17 protein-coding genes are annotated in these 13205 nt (G+C 69.0%); 4 read left to right on the top strand and 13 right to left on the bottom strand.

The window, feature by feature from the left end:
- Window positions 1-29: 29 nt before the first annotated feature.
- Both EDD31_RS10545 and EDD31_RS10540 read right to left on the bottom strand, forming a co-directional pair.
- Window positions 30-1262, bottom strand: coding sequence for a multidrug effflux MFS transporter (locus EDD31_RS10545; protein ID WP_123304114.1), 1233 nt, complete (start codon window positions 1260-1262; stop codon window positions 30-32).
- On the bottom strand, window positions 1259-2185 hold the full coding sequence (locus EDD31_RS10540; protein ID WP_123304113.1) for a LysR family transcriptional regulator: 927 nt from the start codon (window positions 2183-2185) through the stop codon (window positions 1259-1261). The genes EDD31_RS10545 and EDD31_RS10540 overlap by 4 nt, the downstream gene beginning before the upstream one ends.
- Window positions 2186-2452: 267 nt before the next feature.
- On the opposite strand from EDD31_RS10540, the gene EDD31_RS10535 reads away from it, so the two are divergent.
- The gene (locus tag EDD31_RS10535) at window positions 2453-3214 is read left to right on the top strand and encodes a hypothetical protein (RefSeq protein WP_123304112.1); all 762 of its coding nucleotides are present in this window, start codon (window positions 2453-2455) and stop codon (window positions 3212-3214) included.
- Window positions 3215-3389: 175 nt separating this feature from the next.
- Window positions 3390-3722: a hypothetical protein gene (locus EDD31_RS10530; protein WP_123304111.1), complete on the top strand. Its 333-nt coding sequence runs from the start codon at window positions 3390-3392 to the stop codon at window positions 3720-3722.
- Window positions 3723-3752: 30 nt separating this feature from the next.
- On the opposite strand, the gene EDD31_RS10525 is transcribed toward EDD31_RS10530, so the two are convergent.
- The 4 genes from EDD31_RS10525 to EDD31_RS10510 are packed head-to-tail and all read right to left on the bottom strand — an operon-like array spanning window position 3753 to window position 6926.
- The gene (locus EDD31_RS10525) at window positions 3753-4748 is read right to left on the bottom strand and encodes a pirin family protein (RefSeq protein ID WP_123304110.1); all 996 of its coding nucleotides are present in this window, start codon (window positions 4746-4748) and stop codon (window positions 3753-3755) included.
- Window positions 4749-4772: 24 nt separating this feature from the next.
- Window positions 4773-5162 (bottom strand): GNAT family N-acetyltransferase, encoded by a 390-nt coding sequence (locus EDD31_RS10520; RefSeq protein ID WP_123304109.1) that lies wholly within the window; start codon window positions 5160-5162, stop codon window positions 4773-4775.
- A gap of 43 nt (window positions 5163-5205) precedes the next feature.
- The gene (locus tag EDD31_RS10515; RefSeq protein ID WP_123304108.1) at window positions 5206-5859 is read right to left on the bottom strand and encodes an NADPH-dependent F420 reductase; all 654 of its coding nucleotides are present in this window, start codon (window positions 5857-5859) and stop codon (window positions 5206-5208) included.
- Window positions 5856-6926, bottom strand: coding sequence for an LLM class flavin-dependent oxidoreductase (locus EDD31_RS10510; protein WP_123304107.1), 1071 nt, complete (start codon window positions 6924-6926; stop codon window positions 5856-5858). The genes EDD31_RS10515 and EDD31_RS10510 overlap by 4 nt, the downstream gene beginning before the upstream one ends.
- Window positions 6927-7022: 96 nt before the next feature.
- On the opposite strand from EDD31_RS10510, the gene EDD31_RS10505 reads away from it, so the two are divergent.
- Together EDD31_RS10505 and EDD31_RS10500 are read left to right on the top strand one after the other, a co-directional pair.
- On the top strand, window positions 7023-7517 hold the full coding sequence (locus EDD31_RS10505) for a MarR family winged helix-turn-helix transcriptional regulator (RefSeq protein ID WP_123304106.1): 495 nt from the start codon (window positions 7023-7025) through the stop codon (window positions 7515-7517).
- Window positions 7518-7541: 24 nt separating this feature from the next.
- Entirely contained in the window at window positions 7542-8399 is an 858-nt protein-coding gene (locus tag EDD31_RS10500; protein WP_123304105.1) for a VOC family protein, read from the top strand.
- A 24-nt stretch (window positions 8400-8423) separates the two neighbouring features.
- On the opposite strand, the gene EDD31_RS10495 is transcribed toward EDD31_RS10500, so the two are convergent.
- From EDD31_RS10495 to EDD31_RS10465, 7 genes are all read right to left on the bottom strand, one after another.
- On the bottom strand, window positions 8424-8888 hold the full coding sequence (locus EDD31_RS10495) for a glycosyltransferase (protein WP_123304104.1): 465 nt from the start codon (window positions 8886-8888) through the stop codon (window positions 8424-8426).
- Window positions 8885-9385 carry a pilus assembly protein gene (locus tag EDD31_RS10490; RefSeq protein WP_245991127.1) on the bottom strand — a complete coding sequence of 167 codons (501 nt, stop codon included), beginning with the start codon at window positions 9383-9385 and terminating at the stop codon, window positions 8885-8887. Before EDD31_RS10490 ends, EDD31_RS10495 begins: the two co-directional genes overlap by 4 nt.
- 14 nt (window positions 9386-9399) lie before the next feature.
- Complete coding sequence (locus EDD31_RS10485) at window positions 9400-9792, bottom strand: TadE family protein (RefSeq protein WP_123304103.1); 393 nt, start codon at window positions 9790-9792, stop codon at window positions 9400-9402.
- Window positions 9789-9998 carry a hypothetical protein gene (locus EDD31_RS10480; protein ID WP_123304102.1) on the bottom strand — a complete coding sequence of 70 codons (210 nt, stop codon included), beginning with the start codon at window positions 9996-9998 and terminating at the stop codon, window positions 9789-9791. Before EDD31_RS10480 ends, EDD31_RS10485 begins: the two co-directional genes overlap by 4 nt.
- Window positions 9999-10088: 90 nt before the next feature.
- Complete coding sequence (locus EDD31_RS10475) at window positions 10089-11018, bottom strand: type II secretion system F family protein (protein WP_123304101.1); 930 nt, start codon at window positions 11016-11018, stop codon at window positions 10089-10091.
- The gene (locus EDD31_RS10470; RefSeq protein ID WP_342768043.1) at window positions 11015-11719 is read right to left on the bottom strand and encodes a type II secretion system F family protein; all 705 of its coding nucleotides are present in this window, start codon (window positions 11717-11719) and stop codon (window positions 11015-11017) included. Before EDD31_RS10470 ends, EDD31_RS10475 begins: the two co-directional genes overlap by 4 nt.
- A 146-nt stretch (window positions 11720-11865) precedes the next feature.
- Window positions 11866-13104, bottom strand: coding sequence for a TadA family conjugal transfer-associated ATPase (locus EDD31_RS10465; protein ID WP_123304099.1), 1239 nt, complete (start codon window positions 13102-13104; stop codon window positions 11866-11868).
- Window positions 13105-13205: the final 101 nt, after the last annotated feature.

Here is a 13205-nt window from a genome sequence, read left to right as displayed (position 1 = left end):
CGGGCTGCCGCGGAGCCCGGCGGCTGAGGCTAGACCCGCCTGCGGCGGTAGGCGGGGGTGGCGATCGCCAGGATGACCAGGGCGACCACGGAGGAGCCCAGCATCACCACGGCCATGTCAGCGGCGCCAGCATGCCCGCCCCCGACGGCGCCGACCAGCAGCGCGATGCCGCCGGCAAGCCCGGCCTGCAAGGAACCGACCACCGATGCGGCCGATCCGGCCCGCTCTCCGTAGCGCGAGAGAGCGAGCGCCACGGTGTTGGGCATGAGCATCGAGGCCGAGGAGAGCATCAGGAACAGCGGCACCATGAGGGTGAGCATGGCGCCGAGATCGAACTCCCCGGGCGCTTCGGCACCGGCCGCGATCAGCAGCCAGATGCCCAGGGCCACGGTCAGCGGTGCGGTCACGCGGATGATGGCGAGTGGGCTGACCCGGTTGGCCAGGGAGGCGTTGAGCTGCGAGGCGATGATCAGCCCGGCACCGTTGGCGGCGAAGGCCAGGGCGAACTGGGTCTCACTCAGCCCGAAGTCCTGCTGCATCACGAAGGGCGAGGCGGCCACGTAGGCAATGATCACGGCCATACCCAGGCCCGGCATCACCGCGAGGGCCATGAACCGGCCGTCGGTGACCAGCCGCTTGTATCCGCCCAGGGCGGGGCGGAGCCCTCCGGGTTGGCGGCGTTCGGGCGGGAGGGATTCGCGCAGCCCGAAGAAGATGAAGACCATGAGCAGGACGCCCATGATTGCCAGGGCCACGAAAGTGGCGCGCCAGTGCCAGATGTCGGCGATGAGCCCGCCGGCAGTGGGGGCCAGCAGGGGGGCGACGCCGATGACCAGCATCAGCCGGGACATCAACACCGAGGCTCCGGCGCCGGTGTAGCGGTCACGGATGACGGCCATGGCGGTCACGGTGGCCGTGGCGTTGCCGATGCCCTGAATGACCCGCAGCGCCAGCAGGGAGAAGATTTCGGGGGCGAAGACGCACAGCAGGGAGGCCACGCAGTGAATGGCCACGCCGACCATCACCGGCCGGCGACGGCCGTAGCGGTCCGAGATCGGGCCGGTGATGAGCTGCCCGATGGCCCCGCCGATGAGCACGCCGGTGATGGTGGCGTGCACGAGGGTCTCGGTGGTCTCGAGCTCGCGGACCACCTCGGGCATCGAGGGCAGGTAGAGGTCGGTGGTCACCGCCGGGAGGGCGGCCATGGAACCGAGGATGAGGATCAGGCCGATGGGTGGCCGTACCCGCGCAGGGAAGCTCATGCGGTCACTCGCACCGGAGTGAGAGGGCCGAGTGCGGCGGCCACGGCGATCATCTGTTCCAGCACGGCGGAGGTGGCCACGCGCGGTTCGGTCCGGGTCACGCGGTGACTGACCACGAGGCGGCGCTGCCCGAGCCCGGGGAGCGCGGCCCACTGCACGCCTGCGGGCAGGATGCGTCGGACGGCCAGGGCCGGGAGCAAAGCGATGCCGAGCCCAGCCTCCACCATCGAGAGCGCGACGTCGAAGTCGTGGTAGGTGTGCCGGGCCTTCCCGCGCAGCGGAACCTCGCGAGTGAGCCGGGCCAGGGCGTCAGCGGTGGCGCCGCGGTGCTCGGGGAAGATCCAGGTGCGCTCGGCGAAGTCCTCCAGCACGGTGGGGGCGGCATCACCGGCCGGCAGGGCCACCACCCACGGTTCGTCGAGGAAGGGCACGTCTTTGACTCCGGCGGGTGGGGAATCGGGCGGAGAGACGTCGTGGTCGGTCACGAGCAGATCGAGCTCACCGCGGCGCAGCCCGCGCAGCCCGGCTTCTGAGCCCACCTCGTGCACCACGAGTTCGATGCCGGGCAGCGTCTGGTCCAGTTCGGCGAGCAGAGGCACCAGCACCGCGCGAATAACGGTCTGGAAGGCGCCGACGGTGACCACACCGGAGACGTCGCCCTCGAGTTCGGCGAGGCTGCGGCGAGCGTCGCCGAGATCGTTCTCGATGCGTTCTGCGGTCTCGGCGAGGACCCGCCCCGCCGGGGTGAGAATCGCGCCGGCGGGCTGCCGGTCGAGAACCTTCACGCCCGTCTCGAGTTCGAGGCGGGCGATCTGCTGAGAGACGGCTGAGGGACTGACGGCGAGCGCCTCGGCTGCGGCCAGCACGCCTCCGGAACGGCTGACGGCCAGGAGGAAGGCCAGTCGCCGGGGGTCGATATCCATACACCTCTACTGTATACGGAAGGCGGGACCCCTTCGTGTTGACTACATGCTGACCGAGCGGGCCGACCGCTAGCCGCCTCCTGACCCGCCCTTGACCTCCGGTATGGCCACACTATGCCGACGTGACACAAGACGCACGTCTATGTGCCGCTGGCCGCCCGATGGACCGTCGGCACGTCCTACCGTGAGGAATGGTCCGCCTCGGACCGCCTCACATTCGTGCGTCGCCGAACCAGGCGAACGTCGACCTCAGGAGCCCAACCCACCATGCCTCTCTCCATCACCCGTTTCACTGCCCCGGCTGTGCTGGCCACCGCCTCACTCCTTCTCGCCGCGTGCGGGGACGACGCCGAGGGCCCCGAGTCGGCTGAGGACGACGCCCCTGCGGTCGAGGAGACCGACGACGCCGAGGATGCCCCGGACGAGACCGAGCCCGAGGAGGAAACCGAGGATGCGGAGGACGAGGCCGAGGTCGACGAGGCCGGAGACGACGGCGCCTCCGCAGACGGCGAACCGGACTGGGCCAACCCGGTCACCACGGTCGGGGAGTCGATCGGCACCGCCGAACTTGGTGACGTGACCGTCGAGGTCTTCCAGGTGGCCGTGGACCAGGCCACGCGCTCGAGCATCTGGGCCGACCCGGAGACCGATGAGCCGATCGTGTCCGAAGGCGATGACGTGGTGGTACTGAACTACGTCGTCACCAACCACGGAGAGCCGGTCAACCTCTCCTATGGACTGGTGGAGGCGAGCCTGCGCTATGACAGCTGGCCCTACATGCAGCAGCCTTCGGTGGCGGATTCATCGCTGATGGAGACGCACGAGGTGAACACCAATGCGGTCAACACCGACTCGCTCAGCCAGGAAGTCTTCGAGCTGGGCACCGGTGAGCAGTACTCGTTCGGCGAGGTCGTGTTGCACCAGCCCGGTGAGGCCTACACCGTGGTGGCACGGTTCACCGCGCGCGACGAGGACGGCGAACGGGTGGGCGAGGAACTGGCCGGCGAGTTCACCGGAACCATGGAGTGATCGCTCAGCACTGAGACTGCGCTGAATGATGCCGACCGTGGGCGGGCCCGTCACTGGCGGGCGCCGCCCACGCCCGGTGCCACCGGATGGGCAGACGGCTGCGGGCGGAACTCGCGAATCACAGGAGGGCGTGCCCTAGAGTCGGAACCACTAGCGGATCGACGGCGGAGGCACCATGCTCTTCACGTTCTTCTTCCAGCCCGTGGAAGACCTGGTCGCAGCGGTGCAGCACTACCGCAATCTCGGATGGGACGAGGCCTGGCGGGAGGGTGAGCACACCGTCGCCCTGCAGATGCCGGGCGTGGCGTCGCAGCTGATGCTCGATAGCACGGTGGGTTTCGGCAGCGCGGGCCCGATGTACCTCGTGGAGGATCTGGGCCAGTGGCTGGGGGCGCACCCGGACCTGCGTGCGGGCTCTCCGGTGCCGATCCCGGGAGGCCGGGTGGCCGAAGTCTCCGCGCCGGGCCACACCTACTACGTGTTCGCCATGGACGACGTTCCTGAGTAGCATCCCGCCAGCTCCTCGGCCCCCGAGCGTTCAGGCGCGTGGCCGCAGCCTGATGTTTGGCAAGGGCGGGGCCGGCAGCGGGGCGGGTTGGCCGTCGGGGAAGTCTCCGAACAGGGCGGGCAAGCCGGCGTCTGCCGGGTCGGGAGCCTCGAAGCCGAGCTCGGCCTGATAGCGGCGGCGGAAGGCGGCGATCTCGTCATGGTCGCGGCCGACGAAGTTCCACCACATCACGATCTGCTCCCCCAGCGGCACGCCGCCGATCAGGATGACGCGCGCCCGAGCGCCACGTGAGGCAATCACCAGGGTGGTGGAGCCGGGAGGGATGTACGCCAGTGAGCGGTGCTCGACGGTGGCCGCATTGACCTCGACCTCATCGTTCTCCGCCAGCACCGCGTACTCGAAATCGGCACGGACGTCCAGCACTACGGAGGCGCCGGGTTCGAGGATGAGCTCCGCGCCGAGCAGGTCGGGGGTGCGGGTGCGGACCGGGGATGCCGAGCCGAGGAGTTCACCGAGGAAGATCCGCGCCGTGGCCCCGGGCAGGTGCACCGGCTCGGGCCGGTAGTGCACGAACTCGTTCTCACCGAAGCGTGCCTCGTCCGGCAGGGCGTACCAGAGCTGGACGCCGTGCAGGCGAGTGCTGCCGGTGTCGCTGATTTCCTGGTGGGTGATGCCGCGGCCGGCGATCATGAGGTTGAGCTCCCCGGGCACCACCGTGGCCGCATGGTCGCCGGAGTCGAGATGCTCGATGCGCCCGTCGAAGAGCCAGGACACCGTGGCCAGGCCCGTATGCGGATGCCGCGGCACCTGCATCCCGCCGGTGGTCGCGACGTCGTCGGGGCCGTAGTGGTCCAGGAAGCACCAGGCCCCCACCAGCGACCGTCCTCGCTGGGGCAGCGTGCGGTAGACCGTCATCGCACGCGGGCCGCCGAGCGGGACCAGGCGCGGTTCAAGCGCTTGCACGGCGGCGCCAGCCCGGCCCGACTCCAGGACGTCCACCTCGGGGTCTTTCTCCAGGTTCGTCATCGCAGAATCCTCCGTCGGGCACGCTCAGGCACGGCCGGTCACCTGCTTGAGGAGGGCGATGTCCGCTGCGGTCGGCTCGCGGTAGTTTCCACCCGCTTCGAGGAACTCCGCGCCGTGCTGCTCCAGATATCGGGCGAACAGCGCGCACACGGGCACGACCGGGACGCCGTCACGAATGCTGTCTGCGAGGGCCTGGCGCACGAGGATCGCCCCCAGCCCGCGACCGCGGGAGGCCGGGTCAACCTCGGTGTGGAAGAAGATCCGGGCCTGGCCTGGCATACCGGATTCGAGGAACTCGGCCCTGCCCTCCTGCTCTCCGCCGGCAGTGCTCACGATGTAGGCGCTGATGGGCTCGGCGCTATCGAGGCTCACCGTCACGGGTGTGCCGGGGGTGTCCTGGTGTTCTTCGCTCATGTACGTCGTCCTCCTCTGTGCTCCTGGGTTGCGGCCGGGCGGTTCAGGCTCGTGAAGTGTCGCGAGATGCTGCGGCCGAGAGCAGCTCGCGGAGCTGGTCGGCCTCGAGGTTCGCGCCGAAGGCCGGGTTGCCGGGCTCGAGGTGGGCTCCCGCGGCGAGATCACCGATGGGCAGTGGATCAAAGCCGAGTGCGTCCACCAGCTCGGCCACGGCGGCGAGATCCTCGGGGAGGTCACCGGCCACGGCGATCGCCTTGCGCCCTGCGCTGCCGGCGGGCCGAGCCCCGTCTTCGAAGTCGTGGTAGCCCACGTGATTGAGGGCTTTGACCACTCGCGCGCCCAGGAATTCCTGCACCGCCTCGCTCGAGGAGAGCCCCGGAGCGAGGATCGTCTCGCGCGGGCCGTCGACCTCCCACCAGTGGTTCATGGCGTCGACCACGAGCTTCCCCGCCAGTTCCTGGGCCGGGAGCGTGCGGTACTTGCCCAGCGGCAACGCAAGAATGACCACGTCGGCAGCTTGGGCGGCCTCGGCGGGCCAGGCGGCGGTGGCTCCGGGGGTGAGTACCTCGGTGGTCAGTTCGATCCGGGCAGGATCGCCGGACCCGGCAATGAGCACCCGGTAGCCGGCCGCCACGGCCAGCCGTGCCAGGACGGTGCCGAACTTCCCCGCGCCGAGGATGCCGAGGGTGGCGGTCATCGCGCGCCGGCCGCCGGGGCCACGAGCTCCTCGGCCAGGAGCTCGCGCACTCGCGGGATGACCTGGGTGCCGTACAGCTCGACCGAGCGCATCCGGGCGGTGGCGGAGATCGCGCCGGCGGTGGAGTAGATCATGTCGAAGCGTCCCACGCCGAGCGCCCGGATGGCACGCGCGATCTTTGCCGCGACTGTCTCCACCGAGCCCACGTACAGCGAGCCGTGCTTGACCTCGGCCTCGAAGGTGCTGCGCTGGACCGGCGGCCAGCCGCGTTCGGCGCCGATGCGGTCGTGCAGCTCCTTGTAGCCGGGATAGTAGACCTCTTTGGCTTCCTCGTCGGTGGCGGCGATCAAGCCGGGTGAGTGCATGCCTACCGGCTGGGCTGCGGTGCCGAGCTGCTCGTGCGCCCGGCGGTACAGATCCACGTAGGGGGCGAAGCGGTCGGGTGTGCCGCCGATGATCGCGAGCATGAGCCGGAAGCCGTACTTCGCGGTCCGGATAACCGACTGCGGCGATCCACCCACGCCCACCCAGGTGTTCAGCCGCCCCGATTCGGTCTTGGGGAACACGTCCGCCTCGTGCAGGGGTGCGCGGGTGGTGCCGGACCACGTCACGGGCTTCTCGTCCAGCAGGTGATGGAAGAGGTCGATCTTCTCGTCGAAGAGCAGCTCGTAGTCCTTGAGGTCATATCCGAACAGCGGGAACGACTCGGTGAAGGACCCCCGGCCGAGGATGACCTCGGCACGACCGTGGGAGAGCGCGTCCACGGTGGCGAACCGCTGGAAAACCCGCACCGGATCGTCGGAGGACAGCACCGTCACGCCCGAGGCGAGACGAATGCGCTCGGTGGCCGTGGCGATGCCGGCCAGCACGGTTTCCGGGCTGGAGATGGCGAACTCCGATCGGTGGTGCTCCCCCAGGGCCACCACATCGATCCCGATCTGATCGGCGAGCACGGCCTCGGCGACCACGGCGCGGATCGCCTCCGCGTGCGAGTACAGCTCCCCGCGATCGTCGCGCGGCAGATCCCCGAAGCTGTCGATCCCGAACTCGATCTGCGAAACGTCCATGTGCGTTGCTCCCGCCTTCGATAACACCGGTGTCATGTGATTGACACGTGAATCATCCCGCCATATGGTTCACATGTCAACTACCATGGAGGCGTGATGGGAACAACCCGACGTCGGCAGCTCCCCACCAGCGAGGAACTCGCGGTCTGGCGGGCACACCTGGAGGCCTTCGAGGCCGTGCGCGCACGCATCGAGACGCGGCTGCAGCAGAGCTCGCAGCTCTCGAGCGGGGACTACAAGGTGCTCCTCGCACTCGCCGAGACCGAGGGGGGTGCGCTGCGCTCGTCGGAGCTCGCGGCGCACATCGAGTGGGAGCGCAGCCGCCTCTCCGGCCAGCTCGGCCGGATGGAGAAGCGCGGGCTAGTGCGCCGGGAGGCCTGCGCAGAGGACGCCCGCGGCTCGCGGGTGGTGCTCACCGAGGAGGGCTCCCGGGCCTTCCACGCCAGCACCCGCCCCCACCTGGAGGCGGTCAAGGAGCTGTTCCTCGACGCTTTCACCCCCCAGCAGCTCGCCAGCCTGGGCGAGGCCGCCGCAGCGATGCGGGCGCATCTGAACGAGCAGGCCGCCGAGCGTCCGCAGCGAAACACCTGAACCCAGAGGACGATGAACATACCCATGAGCACGACACTCGCCGCCAGCACCACGATGGGCGCGGTCACGCTCAACGTCGCGGACCTGGACGGCATGACCGCCTACTACCGCGACGGGGTGGGACTGACCGTGTTGGAGCAGCGCGGACCGGTGGTGACCCTCGGACGGCCCGGCCGCCCGGTGGTGGTGCTCGTTAACACTCCGAGCCTGCGGCATGCCTCGCCCAGTGACGCAGGCCTGTTCCACAACGCGATTGTCTTCGACACGGAGGCCGACCTGGCTGCCGCGGTGGCTTCCGTGGCGCAACTGCGCCCGGGATCCTTCACCGGTTCCGCCGACCACCTGGTCAGCAAAGCCTTCTACTTCGATGACCCCGAGGGCAACGGCGTGGAGTTGTACTGGGACCGCGACCGCACACAATGGAGCTGGACGCACGGTCAGCTAGAGATGGGCACACTCTTCCTCGACCCCCACGAGTTCCTGCGCCAGCATTGGGATCAGGGAGCGCAGCCAGGAACGGGAGATGCGCGTGTGGGCCACATTCATCTCTCGGTGGGCGATGTGACCACGGCGCGTGACTTCTATGCCACGAAGCTGGGCTTCGACGTCACCCTCGCGCTGGGCGACCAAGCCGTGTTCGTCAGTGCCGGCGGTTACCACCACCACATGGCGATGAACGTCTGGCGCAGCCGCGGGGCGGGCCCGCGGGCCCAGACACTGGGCCTGGGCCGCGTCGATATCGAGGTGCCCAGCGACGACGACGCCGGAGCGCTGGCCGAGCGGCTGGAGCACTACCGCGTGCCGGTGCGCGACGACGGCCGGGCGGTGAGTTTCGAGGACCCGTGGGCCAATGCGGTGAGTGTGCGGGTGCGCGCGGGCTGATCGGGCCGGGATCGGCCGCTCACCTCACGGGGCGGCGCGCGCGGTGGCAGTGACCTCGAGGGCGAAGCCCTCACGCCCCGGGACCAGGCCGAAGGGGAGAAAGGCCGGCGAGGTGACCGCGCCCAGGCTCACCTGGGCGCTGGAGCCGTCCGGGCTCCCCGTGGGGCTGACGATGGTCAGGTGGTCGAAGCGCTCGAGCAGGGCCGGCGGTTGCGCGGCGAGGTGCTCTTCCACGGCGGCGAGCACACTCGCATCGGACAGGGGCAGCTCGGCACCGCGCACCTCGAAGTAGGACTCATCGAGCGCGTCGGCGGCCGCAACAGCGGCACTGTCAGCCAGGGCCAGAAGCCGTTTGTGTTCGATATGTAGTGCCGAGACGGAAGCGACCACCAGAATCAGACCGGCGGCGATCGCCATGAGTCCCATGGTGAGGACCAGGATCCCGCCGTCCTCGCCCGAGCCCGGCCGCCGGGAGCGGCGGGCATTCATCGGGCACCGCGCAGCTCAGGTACCGCGACGACATGGCTGGCGTTGACGGGCACCGCTACCGGCACTGCTCCGCTCAGGAAGTCAGGCACGGGCAGCGGCACCTCAATGCCGACGTCGATACCCAGATGCGCCCCTGGCTCCAAGCAGGGGTCTGCCAGGCAGTGCACGTCAAGTGCGTGGGAGGCGTCGACGACTAAACCATGATCGGCGAAGGCTGTCACGACGGCGATCTGCGCCGAGCGTAGTCCTTGCTCCATGCTGGGCGCCGTGGCGAGATGGCGGCCGGCTTCGCGAGCGGCCCCTTCAGCGGCGAAGGCCGCCGCCTGCACCTGACTGAGCGTGAGCACCAGATACACCAGCGGGACAAGAAGCACGACCATGCCGCCCAGGAACTCGACCAGTGCGCCGCCCTGCTCGCCATGGGTGGTGCGCGTGCCGCCCTGAGGATCAGTCGGGTGGCGAAACGCGCCGCGCGCGCCGATCTGCCGGTGAGACACACCCATCCTTTCGGTCATGTCGTCCCTTCCACGACCGCGTGACCGCGCACCTCCAGCACGCCGGCCGGGCCGACGAGTCCCACGAGAGGCAGCGGGGCGCTGACCTCCACGCGGCGCAGTTCGACGCCCTCGCTGATGATGGTCGACGTCCGGATGTTCTCCGCGTAGCTGACGGTCAGTGTCGCCGTGATGAGATCGCGGGTGCGTTGAGTGCCCGCGTCCTCCGCGGCCCCTTCGAGCGCGGCATGGCGAGCCCCCTCAGCTGCGGCATCGGTGAGCACATTGCGTACGTGCAGGGCCAGAGCAAGCTGCATGACGGTCAGAGCCACCAGCACGAGCAGCCCGGCAACGAGGGTGAACTCTGCGACCGCCGAGCCCCGCTCACCGTCCGTACGAGCGCCCGTCACCGGGAAAGCACGGTCTCCATGGCACTGGAGAACAGATCGGTCAGGGCCCCCTCCGCGAGGACCCAGAGCACGGCCACCAGTCCGGCGGACATCAGGGTGATCAGCACCCAGCCGGGGACGTCGCCACGCTCGTCCCTCGATCGTTCTCGAGTTATCGCAGCGAGCGTGCTCAGGGTGTTCATCAGAAGCAGGACGAGTCGAAGCATGGAGCTTTCCCTTTCTTGCGGTGGCGGGGTGGTCGAGCGCGGACGGAGCGAGAGGGGTGCACCCACAGAGGCGTGCTGCTGCGGGAGGGTTCATAGGCCGAGCTCCAGCACTGCGAGGCCGGGGAAGAGAGCGAAGACGATCGTGGTGGGCAGGACGAGGAAGACGATCGGGATCATCATGGTGACCTCCTTGCGTCCCCCGGATTCGAGCAAGGCCCGACGGCCGGCATCTCGCGCATCCTGAGCCTGAGCACGCAGCACGTCGGCGAGCGGGGTGCCTCGCTCCAAGGCGGTGGACACTCCCTCGGCGAACCGCGCCACAGAGGGCTCATCGGTGCGGGCGGCCATCCGCTCCAGTGCTTCGGACAAGGGAATACCGGAGCGAGCATCAGCCAGCGCGGCGCGCACATCCGCTGTGAGTTCGCCTCGCGCGGTGCGGGAGACGCGCTCGAGTGCGCCGATCGGTCCTTCGCCCGCAGCCACGGCCAGTGAGAGCAGTTCGGCGACGTCGGGCAGTTCGGTGGCCATGCGGCTCTGGCGGCTTCGCGCCTGCTCCCCTAGCCGCCAATCGCGGGCGAGAGCTCCGGCAGCGCCAAAGAGTAGGACGAGCGCGATCGCCGGCACGAGCGCGAGTGAGCGCACCGACCCGAGGACGACGGTCAACACGAGGCCAATGGCCAAGCCGAGCACGGCCCACATGAGCTGCTCGATGCGGAACTGCTCCACGCTCATCGGCGAACCGAGCAGCTGCAGCCTACGACGTACGCTCGCAGAGGTGGACCCGAGCCGCTCCAGGACACCCGCGGCGTCACGGGCAACCGGAACGAGCAGTCGCTCCACTGTGGGGAAGGGAGTGTGCGCGGCGCGTTCGGTCAGCAGTCGGGAGGTGCGGGGGCGTTCTCGCACATACGGGGCGACCCGGTCCACCAGGCTCGGCCGACGGTGGGCCAACAGATGCAGGATGAGGCACAGGCCTGTGCCCAGTAGCAGACCGGCGGTGACGCCTGCGGCGAGGTTCATCGCAAGATCCGCCCTTCCTCCGGCAGCCGGCCCAGTCGCACCATGAGCGCGTAGGCGAGCAGGCAGCTCAGCCCACCACCGGCGAGAACCATCAATCCCCGGGCACTGCCATATGCGCTCGCGCCGTCGGAACGCATCGAGACCAGCAGCAGCACCGCCCAGGGCGCGGCAACAGCCAGGCGCGCTCCGGCAACGGTCCAGGATTGGCGGGCTTCGACCTCGCCCCGAGTGCGAAGGTCCTCACGGAGCATGCGCGCCAGCGTGCGCAGCAGCACTCCGAGATCCGTACCGCCGACCTCCCGGGCCAGGCGTAAGGCTTCGCAAATCCGGTCAGCGACGGGATCGGCCAACCGACCCTTGAGCGCATCGAGAGATTCCACGAAGCGGCCGGTTGCTCGGTAGTCCTCGGTGAAGCGCTGGAACTCGCCGCGCACTTCCTCGGGGCCGCGTTCCCCGATGGCGATCAAGGCCTCCGGCAACGACAGGCCCGCACGGATGGCCGAGACGATGTCATCGATGACGTCCGGCCAGACGGCGCGGAGTCGCATGCGTCGCTTGCGGGCGCGAGCCCGGACCAGGACCAACGGCGCTCCCGTCGCGATGATGGTGAAGCACAGTGCGACAGTAGAGATTCCGGTGACGGCGAGAGTCACGACCCCGGCGGCCAAGCCGACGCCCATGCTGGCAAGAACCAGACCCATCGGCGTCACCGTGGGAGCTCCCGCATGAACCAAGAGGTCCTGCGTCCGCTCGATCCAACCAGCCCGCACCCGACGCCGGGGCGGACCCGGTTCGAAGAACGAGAACCAGATGCTCAGGAGGCCGGCGCCCAGGACTAGCCCCGCTACTACCCCCATGCGGCGACCTCCGGATGGAGCAGGCTGGACAACTCGAAGCCCGCGCGACGAAAAGCCTCGCCCTTGGGCGGATACCCATCAGCGCGCTGCAGCGCACCCTCACGGTGGTGGAAGATCTCGGCGGTCTCAACCACGGCCCCCTCGACACGACCGGTGACCGCCACGATCTCGCGCACCGAGCGGCGGCCATCACGCTCGAGGTCGAGGTGGACGACGAGATCAATCGCCGAGGCAACAGTGGGCACGACAAAGGACGCGGTCACGTTCTCACCCGCGAGCAGCGGCAGCGTGCATAGCTTGGTCACCGCTTCGCGGGCCGAGTTGGCATGCAGGGTGCACATCCCGGGGAGGCCGGAGTTCAAGGCGATCAACATGTCGAAGGCTTCAGCCTCGCGAACCTCACCGATGATCAGGCGGTCGGGGCGCATGCGCAGCGCCTCCTTGACCAAGCGGCGCAACGGGACCTCGCCCGCCCCCTCCAGGTTCGCCTGTCGAGTCTGCAACGCGACGGTGTCGCGTGCTGGGAGGTTGAGTTCGAAGACCTCTTCGCAGCTGATGATGCGCTCGGTGGCCGGTATCGAACCGGCGAGCGCGCGGATCATCGTGGTCTTGCCTGCTTGGGTAGCGCCGGAGACCAGCACGTTCAAGCCCGATACGACAGCCGCGTGCAGGAAGTCGGCAGCCTGCGGTGTGAGCGACCCGAGCGTGACCATGTCGGGAAGGCTGCGGGCTCGAGCGACGAACTTACGGATGTTGACCGCCCATCCGGTCGTGATGTCCGGGATGACAACGTGGACACGCTCCCCGCCGCTCAAGGTGGCATCCACGAAGGGAGTGGACAGGTCGAGCCGGCGACCAGAGGTCCGCAGCATGCGCTCGACCAGCTCACGCACCTGCCGGTCATCGAGGATGGTGGTGGTCAGTTCGGGGCGGCCACGCCGCGCGACAAACACCTTCCCCGGCTCATTGATCCAGATCTCCTCGATCTCGTCGTCCTCGAGATAGCGCTGGAGCGGGCCCAGACCGGCGACGGCGTCCATGACGTCCTTGATCGCGGCCTCGGGATCCACCAGCGGGGGCACCAGTCCGGCAAGCGAACGATCGTCATAGTCAGCCAACGCAGCGGCAACGAGGACCTGCATGCCCTCAGCATCACGAGCCGGATCCACTCCACGCCGGCGCACGAGCTCGCGCACTTCGCTCTCCAGTAGCGCGACGCCGTCATCCATCCGGCACTCCCCCCGTGCAGATCGCGATCCCCCGACCACGATGTGGCAGAAATGTAGTGGAAGGCCTCGTTTCCGGCCAAGGGCTCGGGCGCATCTGTGGA

Origin of the sequence: Bogoriella caseilytica (assembly GCF_003752405.1) — a bacterium.
Lineage (GTDB): Bacteria > Actinomycetota > Actinomycetes > Actinomycetales > Actinomycetaceae > Allobogoriella > Allobogoriella caseilytica.
The sequence above is the reverse complement of the archived record's forward strand: the minus strand, read 5'-3'. Positions and strand labels throughout refer to the sequence as shown.